At 69.2% G+C, this 20,026-nt stretch carries 25 protein-coding genes; 14 read left to right on the top strand and 11 right to left on the bottom strand.

Features of this window, described 5'->3' with window-relative positions; genetic code table 11:
* Window positions 1–89: 89 nt before the first annotated feature.
* Together BLT27_RS00925 and BLT27_RS00920 are read left to right on the top strand one after the other, a co-directional pair.
* A complete protein-coding gene (locus BLT27_RS00925) occupies window positions 90–944 on the top strand; it encodes a ribose-phosphate diphosphokinase (protein WP_089731150.1) in 855 nt (284 codons plus the stop codon).
* Window positions 945–1,013: 69 nt separating this feature from the next.
* Complete coding sequence (locus BLT27_RS00920) at window positions 1,014–1,550, top strand: heme NO-binding domain-containing protein (protein ID WP_089731149.1); 537 nt, start codon at window positions 1,014–1,016, stop codon at window positions 1,548–1,550.
* Between the two features lie 23 nt (window positions 1,551–1,573).
* On the opposite strand, the gene BLT27_RS00915 is transcribed toward BLT27_RS00920, so the two are convergent.
* From BLT27_RS00915 to BLT27_RS00905, 4 genes are all read right to left on the bottom strand, one after another.
* A complete protein-coding gene (locus BLT27_RS00915) occupies window positions 1,574–3,682 on the bottom strand; it encodes a CARDB domain-containing protein (RefSeq protein ID WP_089731148.1) in 2,109 nt (702 codons plus the stop codon).
* 43 nt (window positions 3,683–3,725) lie between these two features.
* Window positions 3,726–6,917 (bottom strand): isoleucine--tRNA ligase, encoded by a 3,192-nt coding sequence (gene ileS, locus BLT27_RS00910; RefSeq protein ID WP_089731147.1) that lies wholly within the window; start codon window positions 6,915–6,917, stop codon window positions 3,726–3,728.
* A 77-nt stretch (window positions 6,918–6,994) separates the two neighbouring features.
* Entirely contained in the window at window positions 6,995–7,141 is a 147-nt protein-coding gene (locus BLT27_RS19520; protein ID WP_175526328.1) for a hypothetical protein, read from the bottom strand.
* 90 nt (window positions 7,142–7,231) lie between these two features.
* The gene (locus BLT27_RS00905) at window positions 7,232–7,480 is read right to left on the bottom strand and encodes a DUF8151 family protein (protein ID WP_089731146.1); all 249 of its coding nucleotides are present in this window, start codon (window positions 7,478–7,480) and stop codon (window positions 7,232–7,234) included.
* Window positions 7,481–7,573: 93 nt separating this feature from the next.
* Here BLT27_RS00905 and BLT27_RS00900 point away from each other — a divergent pair, with 93 nt between their 5' ends.
* The 4 genes from BLT27_RS00900 to BLT27_RS00890 all read left to right on the top strand — a co-directional run bounded on the left by BLT27_RS00900 (window position 7,574) and on the right by BLT27_RS00890 (window position 9,284).
* Entirely contained in the window at window positions 7,574–7,801 is a 228-nt protein-coding gene (locus BLT27_RS00900) for a DUF7860 family protein (RefSeq protein WP_089731145.1), read from the top strand.
* Between the two features lie 154 nt (window positions 7,802–7,955).
* A complete protein-coding gene (locus BLT27_RS00895) occupies window positions 7,956–8,264 on the top strand; it encodes a hotdog family protein (RefSeq protein WP_217639069.1) in 309 nt (102 codons plus the stop codon).
* 251 nt (window positions 8,265–8,515) lie between these two features.
* Complete coding sequence (locus tag BLT27_RS19515) at window positions 8,516–8,662, top strand: hypothetical protein (protein WP_175526327.1); 147 nt, start codon at window positions 8,516–8,518, stop codon at window positions 8,660–8,662.
* Between the two features lie 67 nt (window positions 8,663–8,729).
* Window positions 8,730–9,284 carry an NADPH-dependent FMN reductase gene (locus BLT27_RS00890; RefSeq protein WP_089731144.1) on the top strand — a complete coding sequence of 185 codons (555 nt, stop codon included), beginning with the start codon at window positions 8,730–8,732 and terminating at the stop codon, window positions 9,282–9,284.
* Here BLT27_RS00890 and BLT27_RS00885 read toward each other — a convergent pair whose 3' ends face one another.
* Together BLT27_RS00885 and BLT27_RS20600 are read right to left on the bottom strand one after the other, a co-directional pair.
* Complete coding sequence (locus BLT27_RS00885) at window positions 9,285–9,533, bottom strand: GIY-YIG nuclease family protein (RefSeq protein ID WP_089731143.1); 249 nt, start codon at window positions 9,531–9,533, stop codon at window positions 9,285–9,287.
* A 61-nt stretch (window positions 9,534–9,594) separates the two neighbouring features.
* Window positions 9,595–9,744, bottom strand: a complete 150-nt coding sequence (locus BLT27_RS20600; RefSeq protein ID WP_440990360.1) for a DUF7563 family protein — start codon at window positions 9,742–9,744, stop codon at window positions 9,595–9,597.
* 408 nt (window positions 9,745–10,152) lie between these two features.
* Between BLT27_RS20600 and BLT27_RS00880 the strand changes: the two genes are divergently transcribed.
* On the top strand, window positions 10,153–10,320 hold the full coding sequence (locus tag BLT27_RS00880) for a DUF1931 family protein (protein ID WP_089731142.1): 168 nt from the start codon (window positions 10,153–10,155) through the stop codon (window positions 10,318–10,320).
* 91 nt (window positions 10,321–10,411) lie between these two features.
* Here BLT27_RS00880 and rpiA read toward each other — a convergent pair whose 3' ends face one another.
* Window positions 10,412–11,113: a ribose-5-phosphate isomerase RpiA gene (gene rpiA, locus BLT27_RS00875; protein WP_089731141.1), complete on the bottom strand. Its 702-nt coding sequence runs from the start codon at window positions 11,111–11,113 to the stop codon at window positions 10,412–10,414.
* Window positions 11,114–11,291: 178 nt separating this feature from the next.
* Between rpiA and BLT27_RS00870 the strand changes: the two genes are divergently transcribed.
* The 4 genes from BLT27_RS00870 (at window position 11,292) to BLT27_RS20340 (ending at window position 14,742) form a co-directional block, all read left to right on the top strand.
* Window positions 11,292–12,014 (top strand): ABC transporter ATP-binding protein, encoded by a 723-nt coding sequence (locus BLT27_RS00870; RefSeq protein ID WP_089731140.1) that lies wholly within the window; start codon window positions 11,292–11,294, stop codon window positions 12,012–12,014.
* Complete coding sequence (locus tag BLT27_RS00865) at window positions 12,011–13,252, top strand: ABC transporter permease (protein WP_089731139.1); 1,242 nt, start codon at window positions 12,011–12,013, stop codon at window positions 13,250–13,252. Before BLT27_RS00870 ends, BLT27_RS00865 begins: the two co-directional genes overlap by 4 nt.
* Window positions 13,253–13,321: 69 nt before the next feature.
* Window positions 13,322–14,617 carry a threonine synthase gene (gene thrC / locus BLT27_RS00860; protein ID WP_089731138.1) on the top strand — a complete coding sequence of 432 codons (1,296 nt, stop codon included), beginning with the start codon at window positions 13,322–13,324 and terminating at the stop codon, window positions 14,615–14,617.
* Window positions 14,614–14,742, top strand: a complete 129-nt coding sequence (locus tag BLT27_RS20340) for a hypothetical protein (RefSeq protein ID WP_281241441.1) — start codon at window positions 14,614–14,616, stop codon at window positions 14,740–14,742. The genes thrC and BLT27_RS20340 overlap by 4 nt, the downstream gene beginning before the upstream one ends.
* Here the strand turns inward: BLT27_RS20340 and BLT27_RS00855 are convergent.
* The 3 genes from BLT27_RS00855 to BLT27_RS00845 all read right to left on the bottom strand — a co-directional run bounded on the left by BLT27_RS00855 (window position 14,728) and on the right by BLT27_RS00845 (window position 17,181).
* The gene (locus tag BLT27_RS00855; protein ID WP_089731137.1) at window positions 14,728–15,426 is read right to left on the bottom strand and encodes a helix-turn-helix domain-containing protein; all 699 of its coding nucleotides are present in this window, start codon (window positions 15,424–15,426) and stop codon (window positions 14,728–14,730) included. The genes BLT27_RS20340 and BLT27_RS00855 overlap by 15 nt on opposite strands.
* Before the next feature lie 123 nt (window positions 15,427–15,549).
* Window positions 15,550–15,939 (bottom strand): ferredoxin Fer, encoded by a 390-nt coding sequence (gene fer, locus BLT27_RS00850; protein ID WP_089731136.1) that lies wholly within the window; start codon window positions 15,937–15,939, stop codon window positions 15,550–15,552.
* A gap of 96 nt (window positions 15,940–16,035) precedes the next feature.
* On the bottom strand, window positions 16,036–17,181 hold the full coding sequence (locus BLT27_RS00845; RefSeq protein ID WP_089731135.1) for an inorganic phosphate transporter: 1,146 nt from the start codon (window positions 17,179–17,181) through the stop codon (window positions 16,036–16,038).
* Window positions 17,182–17,457: 276 nt separating this feature from the next.
* On the opposite strand from BLT27_RS00845, the gene hisA reads away from it, so the two are divergent.
* Window positions 17,458–18,186, top strand: a complete 729-nt coding sequence (gene hisA / locus BLT27_RS00840) for a 1-(5-phosphoribosyl)-5-[(5-phosphoribosylamino)methylideneamino]imidazole-4-carboxamide isomerase (RefSeq protein ID WP_089731134.1) — start codon at window positions 17,458–17,460, stop codon at window positions 18,184–18,186.
* Between the two features lie 104 nt (window positions 18,187–18,290).
* On the opposite strand, the gene BLT27_RS00835 is transcribed toward hisA, so the two are convergent.
* On the bottom strand, window positions 18,291–18,548 hold the full coding sequence (locus BLT27_RS00835; RefSeq protein WP_175526326.1) for a DUF8028 family protein: 258 nt from the start codon (window positions 18,546–18,548) through the stop codon (window positions 18,291–18,293).
* 335 nt (window positions 18,549–18,883) lie between these two features.
* Between BLT27_RS00835 and hisB the strand changes: the two genes are divergently transcribed.
* Both hisB and BLT27_RS00825 read left to right on the top strand, forming a co-directional pair.
* Entirely contained in the window at window positions 18,884–19,471 is a 588-nt protein-coding gene (gene hisB, locus BLT27_RS00830; RefSeq protein ID WP_089731132.1) for an imidazoleglycerol-phosphate dehydratase HisB, read from the top strand.
* A gap of 48 nt (window positions 19,472–19,519) precedes the next feature.
* The gene (locus BLT27_RS00825; protein WP_089731131.1) at window positions 19,520–20,023 is read left to right on the top strand and encodes a TrpY family transcription regulator; all 504 of its coding nucleotides are present in this window, start codon (window positions 19,520–19,522) and stop codon (window positions 20,021–20,023) included.
* Window positions 20,024–20,026: the final 3 nt, after the last annotated feature.

The following is a 20,026-nucleotide window of genomic DNA, read 5'->3' as shown; positions in this document are numbered from 1 at the left end:
TCTCTTCAACCGAAACCTTGCCCGGACCGTCTCCCCAGAATCCCCGCCGTAACGAAAGTGGAATTAGGCAGGCCGGCGAGCACTCCCACATGATACTCCCAGGCTCGGCCTCCCAGTCCCTGGCGGCCGAACTTGCGGCCGAACTCGGCGAGCCCCTCGCGCCCGTCGAGTACGAGCGGTTCCCCGACGGGGAGCTGCTCGTCCGCATCGGCGACACCGCGCCGGAGCGCGCCATCGTGGTCGCCTCGACGGTCACGAGCGACGCGTTCGTCGAACTGCTCCAGCTCCAGGACGCCGCCCGCGAGGCCGGTGCAGGCGAGGTCGTCACCGTCCTGCCGTACATGGGCTACGCGCGCCAGGACGAGGCGTTCAACCCCGGCGAGCCGGTCTCCTCGCGGGCCGTCGCGCGGGCCATCTCGACCGGCGCGGACCGCGTGCTCACGGTCAACCCGCACGAGGCGGGCGTCTGCGAGTTCTTCGACCCGCCGGCGGTCGCGCTCGACGCCGCGCCACGGCTCGCCGAACCGCTCCCCGAGGACCTGGCCGAGCCGCTCTTCCTCGCGCCGGACGAGGGGGCCTGCGACCTCGCCGAGGCCGTTCGGGACGCCTACGGCCGCGGCGAGACGGACTACTTCGAGAAGGTCCGCCACTCGGGCTCCGAGGTCGAGGTCAGCCCGAGCGACGCCGGCGTGGCCGGCCGGGACGTCGTCGTCGTCGACGACATCGTCGCCACCGGCTCGACGATGAGCGAGTCCATCGGCGTGCTGAACGACCGCGACGCGGCGCGCGTGTACGTCACGACGGTCCACCCGCTGCTCGCGCGGAACGCGCCGACGAAGCTCGCCCGCACCGGCGTCGAGGCCGTCTACGGCACCGACACGCTCGAACGCCCCGTCAGCGCCGTCTCCGTGGCACCGGTTGTCGCGAGAGAATTGTCGGAATAAAAACACGGATTCTTTATACCTCGTAGCGTTCCTACAGTACGTAGCCTCGCAAGGGGCGGCGGTGTGGCCATGCACGGGATACTACACAAATCACTCAAGGGGTTCGTCGGGGAGCACGTGCCGGGGACGACCTGGGACGAGGTACTGGAAGCGGCGGGCATCGAGCCGAAACTCTACCTCCCGGTGTCGCGATATCCGGACGAGGAGTTCACCGACGCCATCGCGGTCGTCGCCGAACAGACGGGGACCGCGGAGCCGGTCGTCCAGCGCAACGTCGGAACGTACCTCGCGCCGGAGCTGCTCAACACGTTCAAGGCACACGTCAAGAGCGGTTGGGGCACGAAGGAGGTCGTCGCCAACCTCGAAGAGATCTACCGACAGATCGAGACCGGCGACGACGACGCCGCGTTCCCGACCGTCTCGACGGACCGCATCGCGGCGGACACGTACGTCGTCCAGTACCAGTCCGAGCGCCGGCTCTGCCACCTCGCGAAGGGCATCATCGAGGGCATCGCCGACGAGTTCGACGAGGAGGTCACCATCTCCGAGAGCGCGTGTATGCACGACGGCGACGGGCACTGCGAGCTGACCGTCGAGTTCGCGTAGGGCGGCCCACACCGATGCACCACTTACTGCCGCTGCAGCCCGAGCCCTGCGAGTAGACCGACCAGCGCCGCCACTGCACCGGTGACACCGAACCCCGGCGTCGGCAGGGAGCCGCCCGCACCGCCATCGTCGCTGCCGGCCGCGCTCCCGTCCTCGGTGCCGGGTCCGCCGGCCGTCGTCTCCGCCTCGACAGCGGTGACGCTCACCTGTTCGCCGCCGACGCGGACGACGTGGTCGCCGGTCTCGCCGACGGTCACCGTCCCGGTGTAGGTGAGTCTGCTCGTGGGCGGTAGTCGGACCGTCTCCGTGCGGCTCTCCTCGCCGTCGAGCGACAGCGAGACCTCGCCCGCGGCCGGCCAGGCCGCCTCGTTGTCGACGGTCGCCCGGACGGTGAACGGCTCGCCGACCGTGACCGACTCGGGGGCCTCGATGCTCGTCACCCGCGGGGTCGCCGGCTCGCGCACGGTGACGGTCAGCTCGCGGTTGGCGACGCGAACGTCGTAGGTGCCGGCCTCGTCGAACGTCCGCTCGAACGTGACCGTCGCCGTCTCGCCGGGGTCGAGCTCGTCCGACTCCGTCGCCTCGACCGTGCCGTCGACGACGAACCGGGTCTCGTACGTGCCGACGCCACCGCCGACGTTCTCGACGGTGGCCGCCACGGACAGCGTCTCGCCGGCCGCCAGCGTCGGTGAGTTGCCGACGGTCGTGTTCCGGTACGGCCCCGCGACCGCGGGTGAGCCCTCGGCGAGCATGTACGCGAACGAGGCGGCCACCGGTCCGAACAGCTCGGCGTGCGTGTCCCGGGACCAGGCGTCCGGAACCTCCGAGCCCGACGTGTACCGGTCGGCGTACGACCGCGTGTCCGCGCCCGCTGCCGCCTCGACGGCCGCCAGGATGTCGGCGTTGTCGACGGGCGCCTCCTGACCGTTGAGCCGCCGGAACACCCGCTGGAACGTCGCGCCGTCGGTCGCGGCCCGGAGCCGACGGTCGATGGCCCCCGTGACGAGCGAGCCCTTGAGGTAGTTCGCGCTGTTGCTCCACGTCGCCGGCTCGGCGAGCACCGCCGTCGACTGCGGGTCCTCGCTCCCGCGTTCGAGCTTCTCGCGGAACGCATCGAAGCCGATGTGGCCCTGTTCGTACGCGAGCAGCGCGGCGTAGTAGTCCGCCGTCGCCTCGGTCAGCCACTGCCCCGACCGGTTCGTGCGGAACTCCTGTCTCGTGTGGACGTACTCGTGCAGCCAGACGTTGTTCGCCCGGTCGAGCCGCGCGTCGGCGACGACCCACGCGTCCGTGTCGCCGTACTGGAGACCGGCGGACGACCAGTCGAGGGCCTGCGGCGCGGCGATGACGAGCGCGGTCTCGTCGCGCTGGCCCACGCGGAGCTGCTCGCTCGCGTTCGCCAGGCTCGCCAGCACGGCCTCGGGCGACTCGCGCATCGCCGCCGCGTCGGGCACCGCGAGCGTGATCTCCTGGCCGTCGACCGTCTCGCTGTAGGTCGTCATCGGCCCGAGGTAGGCCATGTAGCCGCCCGTCGTCCCCTCGCCGGCGACCGCGACGTGCTTCTCGAGGTTCACGTCGTCCGCACCTCGCCAGCGCCACGAGCTGCCCAGGCCGGGGACACGCGTGATCGCCCAGTCGCCGGTGTCCGCGAAGGCGTACTGGGCCGCCTGCGTGTCGATTCCGGCACCCAGGCCGTCGGCGAGCGCCGCCCGGCCACCGCTGTCGTCCGTCTCGTTGGCGTCGTAGGTGAACGTCACCGTGCCGCCGGTACCCTCGCCGGTCCAGGCGTACTCCCCGTCGCCGTCGCGCTCGAAGTGCTCGGTCGACTGGACATCGGCGTTGGACTGGAGCTGCAGCCGCAGCTCGGTCACCTCGTCGGGGATGTCGAAGCTGACCACCGCCCGTATCTCGCCGGCGGTGTCCGGCGTCAGGTGCAGCGTGAGCGTCCGCGTGATCGTCGGGACGGACTGCTGGCCCGCCGCGTGGGCCGGTCCGGCCGTCGAGAGGGCGTCCGACGCCGACCCCGGTGCCTGCATGGACGCACGGTCCGAGGGGTCCGACACCGGCGTCGCGGCGGGGACGGCGGCGAGCGAGATGAGAAGAATCGAGATGAGCGTCACCCGTCGGTACATGGCGCGAGGAACGGACGGCGAGAAGATGTGTCTTGTGCCCGGGTCAGTCGTCCGCGGTCGCCTCGGCGACGGGTTCGACCGCGAGCGTCATCGTGACGCCCTCGACCTCCCACGCCTTGCGGTGGCCGTCCTCGACGGCCCCGAACTCGGCGCGGGTCTCCTCGGTGATGAGGTCCTCGTGGCGGCGCACGAGGTCGGCGACGCGCTCGTCCTCGACGTCGACCTCGAGGCGGATCTCGGCGTCGATGTCGAGGTCGAGGTCCTTGCGCATCTCCTGGACCCGGCGGACGACCTCGCGGGCGTACCCCTCGCTCTCTATCTCCTCGGTGAGGGTGGCGTCGACGTAGACGACGCCGCGCTCGTCGCCCGACACGTCGAACCGGCTGCCGGTGACGTCCTCGGGCGTCTCGCTGACGAACTCGACCATCTCGTCGGTGAGGTCGGGCTCGCCGACGGCCTCCCGTAGCGCGTCGAGGTCGGGCGCGTCGATGCGGGCGTCGTTCAGCGCGTTCATGACCTCGGGTGCGCGGTCACCGAAGGCGGGGCCGAGCTCGCCCATGTCCGCGCGGGCGGCGTAGGCGAGTTCGCCCCAGTCGGTGTCGGGCGAGACGAGCTCGACCTCGCGGGCGTTCAGCCGGTCGGCGAGCAGGTCGCGGTGGCGCTCGACGGCCTCGTACGCACGCTCGTCGTCGGGGACGACGACGACGCGCTGGACGGGCCAGCGGAGCTTCCGGTCGGCCTGCTGGCGGGCGTTCGAGCCGGCTTCCTCGACCGCACGGAGCAGCTCCACGTCGGTCTCCATCTGTGCGTCGGCCCAGAACTCGTCGGGCTCCGGCCAGTCGCACATGTGGACGGTGTCGTGGCCGTCGTCGCCGGTCAGCGCGTTGTAGATGCGGTCGCTGACGAACGGTGCGTACGGCGCGAGCAGTTTGACCACGTCCGAGAGGACGGCGTAGAAGGTGGCGTAGGCGGCCGCCTTCGACGCGCTGTCCTCCTCCTCCCACATCCGCTCGCGGACGACCTGGATGTAGAACCGGGAGACGTCCTCGACGACGAACGAAAGCAGCGCGTCGAGCGCGCGGTCGGGCCGGCGTTCGTCGAGCCACTGCTCGCTCATCTCTGCCTTGACGGACTGGAGCCGCGCGAGCACCCACTCGTCGACGAGCTCGGTGTCGGCGTCCACGGGGTCGACGGCCTCGGGGTCGAACCCGTCCATGCGCATGTACGGGAGCGGGAACCGGAACACGTTCCAGAGGATGTTCAGGTCCCGGGTCATGTTCTCCATCTCGTCCCAGGAGAACCGCATGTCCTCCTCCTGCGGGTTGCGCGAGAGCAGGAACAGGCGCATCGGGTCGACGCCGTAGTCGTCGATGACCTCCTTCGGGTCGACGAGGATGCCCTTGGATTTGGACATCGTCCGGCCGTCGGGCATCAGCGCCCAGCCGTGCATCAGCACCTCCTCGTAGGGAACCTCGCCGAGGGCGGCGCTACCCATGCCGAGCTGGGACCAGAACCAGCCGCGGGTCTGGTCGTGGGCCTCCATGATGAGGTCGGCGGGCCAGAGCTCCTCGAAATCCTCGGTCTCGCTGGGGTAGTCGAGCGTGCCCCACGACGCGACGGAGGAGTCGAGCCACACGTCGAACACGTCGGGGACGCGGGTCGCCTCGGCACCGCAGCCGCCACAGTCCATCGTGAGGTCGTCGACCGTCGGCTTGTGCAGGTCGACCGTCTCGGGGTCGAGGTCCTGGTGGACGCGGTCGGCGAGCTCCTCGCGGGTCCCGACGACGTTGAGATGGTCGCAGCCCTCGTCGTCGCAGGTCCAGATGGGGATGGGAATGCCCCAGTAACGCTGCCGGGAGACGTTCCAGTCCGGCGACCCCTCGACGAAGTCGCGGAACCGGTTGTCCCGGGCGTCGGGCGGGTGCCACTCGCTGTCCTCGATGTTCGCCAGCAGCTCGTCCTTGATGTCGCTCACCGTGATGAACCACTGGTCGGTGACGAGCCGGACAATGTCGGTGTCGCAGCGCCAGCACTTCCCCTCGCCCTCGACCAGGTAGTTCTCGTCGTGGGCGAGCAGCAGCCCCTTCTCGTCGAGGTCGGCGATGACGTTCTCGTTGGCGTCGCGGACGAACTGGCCGGCGTACGTCCCGCCGGCCTCGCCGTAGCGGCCGTCGCTCTCGACCGGGCAGAATATCTCCAGGCCGAGCTCGCTGCCGCGCTCGAAGTCCTCCTCACCGTGGCCGGGGGCGGAGTGCACCATCCCGGACTTGTCGCCGGCGTCGGCGTACTCGGCGGTGTACACCTGCCCCGCGCCCTCGCCCTGCGGATGTTCTGGCACCGCGTCGGCGAGCGGATGCTCGTACTGCTTGCCGACGAGGTCGGCGCTGTCGAGCTCCGCGAGGACCTCGTAGTCGTCGTAGCGACCGGCCTTCAGGACGGTCTCGACCTGGCTCGCGGCGACGTACAGCACGTCCGCCTCGCCGTCGCGCTCGGCGCGGACCTTCGCGTACTCGGCGCCGTCCTCGACGGCGACGAACGTGTTCGCGGGGATGGTCCACGGGGTCGTCGTCCAGATGACCAGCGAGCCCTCCTCGCCGACGAGCGGGAACCGCACGTAGATGGCCGGCTTGTGCACGTCGTGCCGTTCGACCTCGTTGTTGGCGATGGCGGTCTCGCAGCGCGGACACTGGTTGATGGAGCGCTGGCCCTGCTCGACGAGGCCGCGGTCGTGGGCCTGGTCGAAGCCCCACCAGGCGGCCTCCATGTACTCGGGCGTGACCGTCTTGTACGGGTTCTCCCAGTCCATCCAGACGCCGAACGACTGGAAGTCCTCCTGGAGCCCCTGGAGCTGCTCGTCCGCGAACTCCTTGCACTCCTCGATGAAGGCGTCCTCGCCGAACTCCTCGATGTCCTTCTTGTTCTCGAAGCCGAGGCGCTCCTCGACCTTCGTCTCGATGGGCAGCCCGTGCATGTCGTAGCCCGGGCGGTCGGTCACGTCGTAGCCCTGCATCCGGTAGAAGCGGATGAAGGCGTCCTTCAGGGACTTGTTCCACGTCGTCCCCATGTGCGCCGCACCGGAGGTGTACGGCGGGCCGTCCACGAAGAAGAACCGTTCACCGTCGGCTCGGTGCTCCTTCGTCTGCTCGTAGGCGTCGACGTCGTCCCAGTACGAGAACATCCCGTCCTCGACCGCGTCCGGGTCGTACTGGTCCGACACCTCCCCGAATCGTTCCATGTCGGAGGTGTCTCGCTCCGACATTAAAGGACAATCGGTCCTGCAGACGGCGGCGCGTCACCCGGCAGCGAGGGGAATCAGCCGTCGTCGGTGAGCCGGTACGACCGGCCGCCGTCGATGACGACCATCTCCCGCTCGGGCTCCCGGAAGATGCTCTCGGGATACTCGTGTGTCTGTTCGTCCCGGTCGGTGGCGAAGATGCTCTCCTGTCCCCCTTCCCGCATACGCGTGGCTTTGCAGTACGTTGACATCAGTGTGGTGGCTGCTATCTCGCGGTTCCCTTTCGTGGTCAGGGTCGGGGCAGCGCCGGCCGGTCAGTCGGCGACGACGCGGCGCACGCGCGGCAGAAGTTGCTCGTAGCCGACGAGGTAGACCGCGGCGTAGAGGATGGCCGCACCCATGAACGCGTACCAGAGCGTCATGACCGAGAGTCCCTCCACGGCGAAGGTGTGCCAGCTCTCCAGTTCGGCGCCGACGCCGAGCACCGTCAACAGGCTCGCGACCAGCGAGTAGCCGGCGATGTGCAGCAGTTCCGGCAGCAGTTCGAGCAGTGTCCACGACATGCCTGTTCGGAGTCGTCTGTACCACATCTATCTTTCGGGAGCGGCGCCATCGAGCACGAAAAAGCTTTGAACGATCACCGACGACACGGCTCCATGCAACAGCGAAATTCGCTCGACTACTCCCGTCTGACGAGGGTCGGCTTCCTGCTCGGTCTCGGGCTGTTCGTCGCCGGCGCCGGCGGCGAGTTCGTCGGCCTCGCCATCTGGGGCACGCTCCCGGCGTGGGAGGAGACCCTGCTGACCGACTCAGTGGCGCTCGGCATCGTCGTCGCGTTCTGCTCGGTGTTCGGCTTCGGCATCGCCATGCCGCTGCTGGAGTGACGCAGTCCCCCCGCGCCGACGACCGGCTCGTCGAGTGACTTTTGTCCACCGCCCTCGCAGCGACGCCCATGCCAGTTCCCGACGAGAGTCAGGTCGAGACAGTCTCCCCGGGAGTTCACCGCCGACGACGTGCGGCAGTTCGCCGACGTGTCGCGTGACACCGGCAGCCACCACCGGAACCGACGCGGACGGCCGGCTGCTCGTCCACGGGCTGCTGACCGCCACGCTCCCGACGGCCGTCGGCGGCGAGTACGACGTGCTCGCGGACCGCATGGCGTTCGAGTTCCCGCGGCCCGTCCACACCGGCGACACCGTCACCTGCACGGTGACGTTCCACACCGTCGAGTCGACGGACGCTGGACACCGCGTCGCCGCCGACGGGGTCTGCCGGAACGAGGCTGACGGGGTGGTGCTCCGGTTCGAGTTCGGCGGCCTCATCCGTCGGTCCGGCACCGACGCGTGACCGTCTCGGCGGCGGCGGCGGTCGCTCGGCGGGAGGGACCTCCCCGCCCCCTCCGGCGGGTGGAACTATCGATTCCGGCCGCCTCGGGTGGTCGAGACGCCCCGTACGCACCCCCGAACACTTTCACTTTCACCGGGCTACGCTCACCGCTTTTACCCTGCCGTTCGTGATTGCTACTGGCGTCGGTAGACTCCGGTCCCCGGCTCCCGACGCACGCCGCACTGCGTCGCAAAACAACGACAGCGGCGGAGGTGAGGACACTCAGCACACAGCTCCGCGTGGCACTCGCGACCGGCGGCGTCACCCTGCTCTCCCAGGGGATGGCGTCCGGCTGGCTCCTGCTGGCCGTCGCGGTGTTCGCGCCCAGAACCGGCCGGCGTGAGGAACAGTCCGAGTGAGAACTGCCGTCCCGGCCCGCGACGACAACTGACGCGCTTTTGTACGTCGACGCCCGAGTCCGGAGCAATGACCAGTTCGCCGACGGTCCTTGCGGTCTCGGGGAGTCTCCGCGACACGAGCTACACGCACAGCGCACTGGCGCACGTCCTGCGCGCGGCCGAAGCGGCGGGGGCAGACACCGAGCTGCTCGACCTCCGGACCGCCGACGTGCCGATGTTCGACCCCGACGAGGACGACCAGGGCGTCGAGCGCTACACCCGGATGGTCCGGGCGGCCGACGCGGTCGTGCTCGGGACGCCGGTGTACCACGGCTCGTACTCGGGCGTGCTGAAGAACTTCCACGACTACTGTGGCTTCGACGACTACGAGGACACGCCGGTCGCGCTGGTCGCGACGGCCGGCGGCGGCTCCTACGGCAGCACGCTCGAGCACCTGCGGAGCACGGTCAGGGGCGTCCACGGCCACGTCATCCCTCGACAGGTCGGTATCCGGAGCGCCGCCTCGAAGTTCGCGCTGGACCCGGACGGCCCCGATGGCCGTGCCGTCACCGACGCCGACATCGCGGACCGGCTGGCGACGCTCGGCGAGGATATCGTCGCGGCGGCCCGCCGGTTCGAGTAGTCAGTCGCCGTCGACGAGTCGTTCCTTCTCCCGGCGCGAGAGCTGCTTTATCTCGTACTCGCGGGACATCGCGGTGCCGCGGTCGTCGTAGGACTCGACGTGGACGAGTTCGACCGGCGTGCGGCCGCGGGTGTACTTCGCGCCCTCGCCGGCGTCGTGTTCGGCGACGCGGCGCTCCACGTCGGTGGTGTAGCCGGTGTAGAGCGTGCCGTCGGCACAGCGCAGCACGTAGACGTGGTGGTCACTCACGACTGGCCGGTTCACGGGGGGGAGTACTGAAAGGCTTCGCGTCCCGCACGAACGCCTCCTTTCAGGGCTTCTGTGCGCGGCGCTTTGCCTCTTCGGCGATTCCCGCGTTGGCCGAGCAGTTCACGCACGCGAGTATTTCTCCGTGTTCGTCGGCGAACACGCGAGCGAACTGTTCCGAAACATGGGAACCGCAGTTGTCACACGATGGCATGGTGGGTTCCGTCGGACGTACCTCCGGTACTCCTCGCTTAGATTCGGACCACCAAATACCTGTTCCAGATTCTCACCCAAATTCGTGCAAAGACAAACGAAATTGTGGAATAGAAATCTCTGGTTTGTACTCGCTATCGGTGGTTGTGGTGAACGGAATAAAACTTGTGCCAGATGGAAAACGGGCTGCGAAACGCTCCGTACCGAGCCTGGAGCGTTGACCCCCCGAGTCCGGGGAGAATCGCAAGCAAGCGGAGGCTTCGTAGCGCAGTCGGGTGTTTTCGACGTCATCGGGCCCGGGAACCGGCCGGTCCGTCTCGGCGCGTGTCAGTGCTACACGACCGTCTCAGGGCCTATGCCGGGACTATTTGGCAAGTATTATAAAGGGTGCGTGGGAATCACCGCTCGTATGGCAGACCTCATCGTCAAGGCAGCCGTCAAGGAAGCGCTTCAGGACAAGAACGTCGCATCGGACTTCTACGACGCACTCGACGAGGAAGTCGAGGAGCTCCTCGAGGACGCCGCCCGACGCGCGGAGGCTAACGACCGGAAGACGGTCCAGCCGCGCGACCTGTAAGCGCGTCTCCTTCACTTCTAATCGTTTCTTCGCCCGGTAGCGGCGGCCGTGTCGCCCGGGTGGAGCCACTCGACGCCCAGCGACGGCGCCGTCACTCGCCGCGCACCTCGACGCCGTCCGCGCTTCCGACGTGGACCGCGTCGGCGAGACCGACGAACAGCCCCTGCTCGACGACGCCCGGCAGCGCCGCCAGCTCGCTCGCGAGCGTCGCCGGGTCCTCGATGGGACCGAAGTCGCAGTCGAGCACGACGTTCCCGTTGTCGGTGACGACCGGCCCGTCCTTGTGCGCGGCCGCCCGGAGCGTCGGCTCGCCGCCCAGGGCACGGACGGTCCCGGCGACGGTCGGGCGGGCGTCGGGCAGCACCTCCACCGGCACCGGGTAGTCGAGCGGGTCGACCAGCTTCGAGGGGTCGGCGACGACGACGAACCGCTCCGCCGCCGCGTCGACGATCTTCTCCCTGGCGTGGGCCGCGCCGCCGCCCTTGACGAGGTCGAACCCCCCGTCGTTGCGCTCGGCCACCTGGTCCGCCCCGTCGATTGCGATGTCCACGCCGTCGACCGCGTCGAGACTCGTCAGCGGAATCCCGGCGTCGAGCGCGAGCTGGCGGGACTGGAACGACGTGGGGATGCCCCGCACGTCGAGTCCCGAATCGACCGCCCGGCCCAGCGCGCGGATGGCGTGGGCGGCCGTCGAGCCGGTGCCCAGCCCCACGACGTCGCCGTCGTCGACGAGGTCGGCGGCGTGCTCGCCCGCGCGTCGCTTCGCCTCGGAACTGCCCTCCGTGTTCTTCATGCGGAGACGTGCGGCGGGCTGGTTCTAATGCGTTCCCGTGCCCGACGGCCACGACGTTCGGGTCCGATTACGTGCCCCGGAGGTGCGACGAGACCGCCAGGAGTCGCCGCCTCGGAGTTCGAGACGGGTGCACTCGTTGGGACGCATCTTTTTGTCCGTCACGACCTTTCGGACGTGTATGGATTCTACAGGGGGCAGTGCGGCCGTCTCGCTCGAGACGGTCACGAAGACGTACATGGTCGGCGAGCCGGTCCACGCGCTAGACGGCGTCGACCTGGAGATTCCCCGTGGCTCCTACGTCGCCGTGATGGGTCCGAGCGGCTCCGGCAAGTCGACGCTGATGAACGTCATCGGCTGCCTCGACACGCCGACGAAGGGGACGGTGTACCTCGACGGCGAGGAGGTCACCACGATGTCGGACCGCGAGCGAACCCGCATCCGCGGCGAGGAGGTCGGCTTCGTCTTCCAGACGTTCAACCTCATGCCGCGGCTCACCGCCGTCGAGAACGTCGCGCTCCCGCTCGTCTTCCGGGGAATTCCGGTTGGCGAGCGCCGTGAACGCGCCACGGAACTCCTGGAGCGTGTCGGCCTCGGCGACCGGCTCGACCACGTCCCGAACGAGCTCTCCGGCGGGCAGCGCCAGCGCGTCGCCATCGCCCGTGCGCTCGTGAACGACCCGGCGCTCATCCTCGCCGACGAGCCGACCGGCAACCTCGACACGGAGACGGGCGAGAACATCATGTCACTGTTCGAGGAGCTGCACGCCGAGGGCAACACCGTCGTGATGGTCACCCACGAGCGGCCGGTCGCCGAGCACGCCGAGCGCGTCGTCCACCTGCTCGACGGCCGGATCGAGCGCATCGAGGAACTCGACGCGGTGGGGGCGGAGGTGGAGTCGTGAAGCCGCTGACGAACCTCCGGATGTCCTGGCGGGCCATCCGCAGCCACAAGCTCCGGTCGACGCTGACGACGCTCGGCGTGGTCATCGGCGTCGCCGCCGTCATCACGTTCGTCACGCTCGGCGCGAGCCTCCAGGCGGGTATCATCGGCGACATCAGCCCGGACGACCGGCAGAACATCTACGGCTGGGCCGCCCCCGAGGAGTCCTCGAACCAGGGCCCGCTCGCCGGCGCACAGCCGGTGTTCACGCAGGCCGACGTCGATGGGCTCTCCGAACAGCCCGGCGTGCGGGCGGCGTACGGCTACACGTCGATCCCGACACAGAGCGTCGGCTTCGGTGGTGAGCGGATACCCAGGCAGGACGCGGTGGTCGCGACGGGGGTGGAGTACGTCGACGAGGACGAGATCGCCGACGGCCGTCGCTTCGAGTACGGCCAGCGCGAGGCCGTGCTCAACCCGGCGATGGCGAACGCCTTCGAGCGGAACGTCACCGTCGGCGACACCATCACGGTCACCGTCGTCGGCGGCTTCGCGGTGAACGCGACGGTCGTCGGCATCACGACGGACTCGGAGGCGCGCTCGCCGTTCGAGGGCTTCGGCCCCGGCCCGCGGGTGTACCTCCCGCTCGACCCCTACTACACCCAGCTGGTCGCCGAGGCACAGGAGACCCCGCGGTTCCCCGCCATCGTGGTCGAGGCCGAGAGCATCGAGGGAGTCGACCGCGCGAAGGAGTCCACCCGCAGCTACCTGGAGACCGACTCCGACGCACAGGAGCAGGCCGAGGCCGCGAACCTCACCTACGAGCTCCAGACCAGCACCGAGCTGCTCGGCCAGCTCCAGGCCGTCCTCGACCAGCTCCAGGCGTTCGTGGTGGGCATCGCGGCGCTGTCGCTGCTCGTCGGGAGCATCGGCATCGCCAACATCATGCTCGTCTCCGTCACCGAGCGCACCCGAGAGATCGGCATCATGAAGGCCGTCGGCGCGCAGAGACGGGACATCCTGACGCTGTTCGTCACCGAGGCCGTCATCGTCGGCATCATCGGCTCGATACTCGGGACGCTGCTCGGAATCCTCGGGGGCTGGGCCGGGGCCCAGTACATCGACATCCCGCTGACGTACCCGGTCGAGTGGTTCGCCATCGCCATCGCCGTCGGTATCCTCGTCGGCGTCGGCGCGGGCCTCTACCCGGCCTGGCGCGGTGCCAGAACCGACCCCATCGACGCGCTCAGGTACGAGTAAACGTCCGGGCCGGCACCCCCAACAGTAGCCGGGGGTGGGCTGATACCATCCGGCGTGCAACGTCGACGCATGACCCTCGACCACGTCGAGACACTCGAATGCACGCGCTGTGGTGCGACCTTCGACCCCGAGCGAGTCGTCTACACCTGCCCGAACCACGAGGGGGTGGCCGGCATCCTGGAGGTCGTCTACGACTACGACGTCGTCGACGACCGGTTCGACGCCGCCCTCGACGGCGACATCCCGAACCAGTGGAAGTACCGCGCGTTCCTGCCGGTCGACACGGACGCGGAGCCGGTGACGCTCGACGAGGGCGGCACCGACCTGCTCGATGCCCCGCGGCTCGGCGACGAACTCGGCGTCGACCTCCGGGTGAAGAACGACGGTCTGAACCCGACCGGCTGTTTCAAGGACCGGGCGACGAGCATCGCCGCCACGAAGGCCCGGTTCGGGGGACAGGACGTCGTCACCTGCGCGTCGACGGGCAACGCCGCGGCCTCGCTCGCCGGCTACGCGGCCCGTGCCGGACTGGACTGTCGCATCTTCGTCCCGGCCGCCGCACCGGAGGGGAAGCTCGTCCAGCCCCGGGTGTACGGCGCAGACGTGCTCGCGGTCGACGGGAGCTACGACGAGGCGTACGACCTGAGCCTGGAGGTGACCGACGCCTACGGCTGGTACAACCGCAACGCCGCCATCAACCCGTTCCAGATCGAGGGCAAGCGCACCGTCGGCCACGAGCTCGCCGAGCAGACCAGCGACGAGATTCCCGACTGGGTCGTGTTCTCGATGGGCGACGGCTGCACCATCGCCGGCTGCTGGAAGGGCCTCCGGGAGTTCGCCGAGCTGGGCTACGTCGACGACACCCCGAAGCTGCTCGGCGTCCAGCCCGAGGGCGCGAGTGCCATCCACGACGCCTTCCACGGCGCGGAGGACCACGAGACGGTCGCGGAGACGCTCGCCGACGCCGTCGCGGTCGGGCGACCGCGGAACACGGTGAAGGCCTGCCGCGCGCTGGCGGGGAGCGGCGGCACCGCAGTCACCGTCACCGACGAGGCCATCCTCGACGCGGAGACGCTCCTCGGCCGGACCGAGGGCATCTACGCCGAGCCGTCGGGCGCGGCCCCCGTCGCCGGCATCCAGGCGGCCCGCGCGCAGGGCATCATCGACCCCGACGAGTCCGTCGTCGCGGTCGTCACCGGCTTCGGGCTGAAGGACACCCAGGGCGCGAAGCAGGCCGTCGGCGACGTGACCGAGGTCGCACCGTCGCTGGACGACGTGGCGGCGCTCTACGGCACGGGCGACGACGGCGCCGCGGGTGGCGATGGCGGCTCGGACGGCTCCTCGTTGACGGGGCGGGGCGCATGAGCCCGTTCCGCGACGGCCCCGACCAGTACCCGATCGACCTCGACGAGGCCGAGACGGCGCTCGCGGTGCTCGACCCGGCGGCCCGGGAGCTGCTGGCCGTCGACGACGGCTCAGCGCCCCAGTAGCTTCGCCTCGGCCTTGTGGAGGTGCTCGTGCAGCGTCGCGGTCGCGATGCCGAGCTCCTCGGCGAGTTCGGTGCCCGTGACCTCCTTCGGCCACTCGTAGTAGCCCCTGGCGCGAGCGAGCTCGAAGACCTCGCGCTGGCGGGCCGAGAGCGACGTGAGCGAGAACGGCGCCTCGCCGGCCGCGTCGCTGGTGCGTGCGAGCCTCTCGACGGAGATGTCGGCGTCCTCCTCGGCTGCGACCTGCTCCAGTGCGTCGTGGACCGCGTCGCGCCCCCGGGTCGTCAGGAGCGTCCACCGCTCCCGGCCGTCGTGCGTGTCGACCGGACGCGCGGTGACGAACTCCCGCGAGAGGAACGCACCGCTGATCTGGGCGCCCGCGTCGTGGTCGATGAGCAGGTCGCGGGTCGCGTTCCCCGGTTTCGCGGTCCGTGCCGCCGACCCGAGCGTCGTCGCGGGGACGGGCGTCACGGCGTGGACCTGCGAGAACGACCGAATCGTCTCCTCGCCGTCGTCGAGCGCGCGCCGCCGGTCGGCGTAGAGCGTGACGAGCGACGTGGTCCGGTCCCCCGTCGTCGTCGCGACGACGCGTCCGAGGACGCCGACGTCGGTCCGTTCGGTGGTCGCGATGGTCCAGCAGTCGGGATGCCGGACGGACAGCGTCACGCGGAGCGGTTCGGTGCTCATTGTCCTGCCGGTGGGTCGACAGCACGGACCCTATAGCTACCGTCCGGCGGGCGATGCGGAGAGAGAACCAGTGAGATGCGACGCTCGAAGGACGGAGATCGACGCTCGAACGTCGAAGGAGCCTCAGATGACGCGGTTCTGGAGGTAGTCGAGGTGCTTCGCGTTGTAGACGATCTTGACCTCGTCGGCGGTCGGCGAGCCGATGCAGGTCAGACGGACGTTCTTGTCCTCGACCTCCTCGTCGGAGAGGATCTGCTGCATGTCCATCTCGATGTCGCCCTCCTTGACGATGGCTGCGCAGTTCGCACACGCGCCAGCGCGGCAGGAGAAGGGCCAGTCGTAGCCCTGCGCCTCGGCCGCTTCCAGGATGTACTCGCCCTGGTTGACCTCGAGAGTCCCGTAGTCCTCGTCGCCGAGGTCGGCGTCGGCCGCGTTCTCGAAGAGGTCGTCGTCGTCCATGTCCCAGCCGTGGTCGTCCAGCACTTCGTAGTTGAGGTATTCTACCGTGGGCATCACCCGACGGTTGGTTCCCCCTACCCTAAGAACTTGCTGTTCTGCCCCTCTCGAACATACGCATTAATCCTGAAGGACTTCCCCGGCTGTCAGTCCTCACCCGTAGATGGGGAACGCGGAGAACAACAGGAACGACGCCACCGCCGAGAGGCTCGGGGTGAGTATCCACAGCGAGATGACGCGGGCGGTCGTTCCGGGGTTGAACAGGTCACTCGCCTTGAGTTCGTTCGGCTCCTCCTCGCCGATGCGCGCGACCTCCCCCCCGGGCTGGTCGGCGCTGAGCGCCGCACTCACGCTCTTCTCCGGCGCCACCTGCTCGGGAGCCTCGCCGCTGACTGCCTTCCCGGCGGCCTCGCTGATCTTCGTCGTGCGGGTCGCCCGGCCCCAGCCGAGCCCGACGATGGCCATCGTCGCGGAGACGGCGAGCGAGGCGGGGATACCGAGCGCGGAGAGGAACGTGATGATGCTCGCGCTGACGGCCTCGACGATGAGCGCCGCCAGGAGCGGCAGGTCGGTCAGGTCGTTCCCGACCGTGTCCAGCGTCCGGCGTGCGATGGTGAACGCGCCCAGCCCGATGGCCCCGCCGGCGAGCAGGATGCCGGGTTCGAGGCCGAGTTCGCCGCTCCCGACGAGCGGCGCGACCGCGTTCGCGACGTTCGACGCGCCCGCCGAGAACGCCATGTAACAGCCGATGACGACGACCAGTACCTGCCCGATACGCTGTTTCGTCGTCACGTTCCCGTCTTCGTCCGGTTCGAGGTCGATGTTCGAGACGAGGTACGGGTAGAAGTACCGGCCGATGACGGCACAGAACCAGAACGCGATCACGGGGGCGATGAGCCACCACGAGATGATCTCGCCCATCTTGTCCATGTTCAGACTGCCGCTGGCAGCGCCGAGGCCGGCGATGGCACCGACCGCCGTCATCGACGTCGAGGCGGGGACGCCGGAGAGGTTCGAGATGAGCAGTGCGAAGCCCACGAAGAAGAGCACGGCGACGCTCGCCGCGAGCGTGAACCGCGCCTGGGGGACGATCTGCCCGCCCATCGTGTTGACGACCTCGCGGCCGACGGTCCACCCGCCGAGCAGCGCGAACCCGGTCATCAGGGCAGCCGCGAGCAGCTTCGAGAGCGTCCCGCTGCCGACGGCCGGACCGAACGCGACGCCGGTCGACGACCCACCGATGTTGAAGCCGACGAACACCGCGACCGCGATACCGACGACGAAGAGCAGCTCGACCATTGCTACTTCCCCGTATGACCACCCGTGGTAAAAGAATGGCTCACGTCGACAGCCGACGCGGCGACCGGCGGTAGCCGCCGGAGCAGGCCAGCGCGACGGGACGAACAGGAACAGCAGGAGTGCGGCGACACCGGTACCGCTCGGCGAGCGGGACACCCGACGGCTTGCCCGTGGGGCCCCTGCCGAGGGGTGATAGTCCGTCACTGACTGCGTCACTGCAGCGGGCGCTGTCCCGGGACCGTCGCACTTACCTCCCGCCGTCACCCATCCTCGGCCATGTTCCCCGAGTTCGAGGTCGTCCCCGCGGTCGACGTGCAGGACGGCGAGGTGGTCCAGCTGGTCCAGGGCGAGCGCGGCACCGAGAAGACCTACGGCGACCCCGTCGCGGCGGCCGAACGGTGGGCTGACCAGGGCGCGCGCACCCTGCATCTGGTCGACCTCGACGGCGCGTTCGAGGGCGAGCGCGAGAACGCGCCGGCCATCGACGCCATCCTCGACGCCGTGGACGTGACCGTCCAGCTCGGCGGCGGCATCCGCACCGCACGGGACGCCACCGACCTGCTCGACCGCGGCGTCGACCGGGTCATCCTCGGCACCGCCGCCGTCGAGAACCCCGACATCGTCGCCGATATCAGCGACGAGTACCCCGACAGCGTGCTCGTGAGCCTCGACGCGAAAGAGGGCGAGGTCGTCGTCTCGGGGTGGACCGAGGGAACCGGACTCGACCCCGCCGAGGCCGCGGGCCGGTACGAGGACCTCGGCGCGGCGGGCATCCTGTTCACCGACGTCGACGTCGAGGGTCGTCTCGACGGCGTCCAGACCGACCCAGTGCGGCGGCTCGTCGCGGCCGTCGACGTCCCGGTCGTCGCCAGCGGCGGCGTCGCGACGCTCGACGACGTTCGCGCGCTGCGTGGCGCGGGCGCTGCAGCCGTCGTCGTCGGCAGCGCGCTGTACGAGGGCCGATTCACGCTCCGGGAGGCGATGGCCGCGGTCGACTCTCCGTAGGCAGTGTGGCGGGCGCCGCCGCTGTGGGGCAGTGAGAAGGTGGTGTGGTGTTGGTGTGGGAGGAGGGCAGGTGGTTCAGGGCGGTCCCCGGGACGGATGCGCGGTCAGTCGTCGCCCCGGTCGCTGCGGTGACCGTGACCGACGACGAGCGTCCCGAGGTTCAGCCCGAGCAGTACGAGGAACGCCTGCACTTCTGCAGTCGAGTCGATACCCGACGCGAGCAGCGAGAGGTACGCGAACGGTAACACGACGGCGAGCCAGAAGCACGCCATCTGGAGCTGTGCGACGACCGCGCTCACGCTCAGTCGCTCGCTGACGGGGCTCGGAATCGAAGGGAGTTGGTTTGGAGTTGCGGGGGCCATATCGGGGACACCTGGTTCGCATCCACTCCTACAATGGGGACCACCATATAACGGGGCGAGCCTTTCGTCTATTTCGACCCGTTTTATCGCGAATACTGACCTTTTTCGAAGCGGCGAGAGACGTTTTAATGTTTTACAACCGGCTCTGAGTCCGTAACCCGAGTTCTGCCTCGGTGCACGATGGTCACCGTTCACGGGGGCTGCGAGCGCCCAGCGGCTGTGGGAGCCGGTGCAGTATGCAGTCCCATCCGTCGTACGGACCGGGACACGCCCGGCGGACGCTGTGGCCTGCGCCGAGCGCAACGGCTTTGCCCACCCGGTGGTTGGGTTGCGGTATGAGCGACCGAAGCGCGGCCGTCTCGCGCGAGACCGCCGAGACGGACATCGACCTGACCCTCGTCGTCGACGGCGACGGCGACAGCGAGGTCGACACCGGCGTCGGCTTCTTCGACCACATGCTCGCGTCGTTCGCCAAGCACGGCCTGTTCGACCTGACGGTCCACTGCGACGGCGACCTGGAGATAGACGACCACCACACCGTCGAGGACGTCGCCATCGTCCTCGGCGAGGCGTTCGCGGAGGCGCTCGGCGACAAGCGCGGCATCGTCCGCTACGCGGACCGGCAGGTCCCGCTCGACGAGGCGGTCGCGGGCGTCGTCGTCGACATCTCGGGACGCCCCTACTTCGCGTTCGACGGCGATTTCTCCCAGCCGTCCGTCGGCGAGTTCACCAGCCACATGGCCGAGCACTTCGCCATGTCGCTGGCGATGAACGCCGGACTGACGCTGCACTGCGAGGTCGACGGCGACAACGCCCACCACGAGGTCGAGGCGCTGTTCAAGGCGCTCGCGCGAGCACTCGACGACGCGACCCGGGTCGACGAGCGCCGGAGCGGCACGCCGAGCACGAAGGGCGAGCTGTAGCCCGAGTCGACAGTTCTTTCGCGGTTCCTGTCGTCGGTTCGGACAGGCATGTTCGACGAGATCATGGAGAAGTTCGAGGGCTCTCCGAGCCAGCAGGCGGTCATCCGGCTGCTGCTCGAGCGCGGCTTCTCCGTGAACGACGAGGGGCGCGTGGTCTCCGGCGGCATCGAGATCCCCAACACGGGCATCGCCCGCGAGATCGGCGTCGACCGGCGCGTGGTCGACTCCACGACCGACGCCATCCTCGACGACGAGGAGCTGCGACGCATCTTCCAGAACATCTCGCAGGTGCCGAGCCTGATGGACCTCGCGCCCGTGCTCGACCTGACCGTGCTCACCGTCGAGGTCTCCGACGCCGAGCAGCAGGGCATCGTCTCGCAGGTGACCGGGCTGCTCGCCGAGCACGACATCTCCATCCGACAGACCATCAGCGAGGACCCCGAGTTCACCGACGACCCGAAGCTCCACCTCGTCACCGACCAACCCCTCCCCGGCGACCTCATCAACGAGATCCGCGCGCTGGCGTTCGTCCGGAAGATAGAGCTCCAGTAGCGC

The sequence above is a fragment of the Haloarchaeobius iranensis genome (genome assembly GCF_900103505.1).
GTDB lineage: Archaea > Halobacteriota > Halobacteria > Halobacteriales > Natrialbaceae > Haloarchaeobius > Haloarchaeobius iranensis.
Note: the sequence above shows the minus strand (reverse complement) of the source record. Positions and strands in the feature narration are given on the sequence as shown.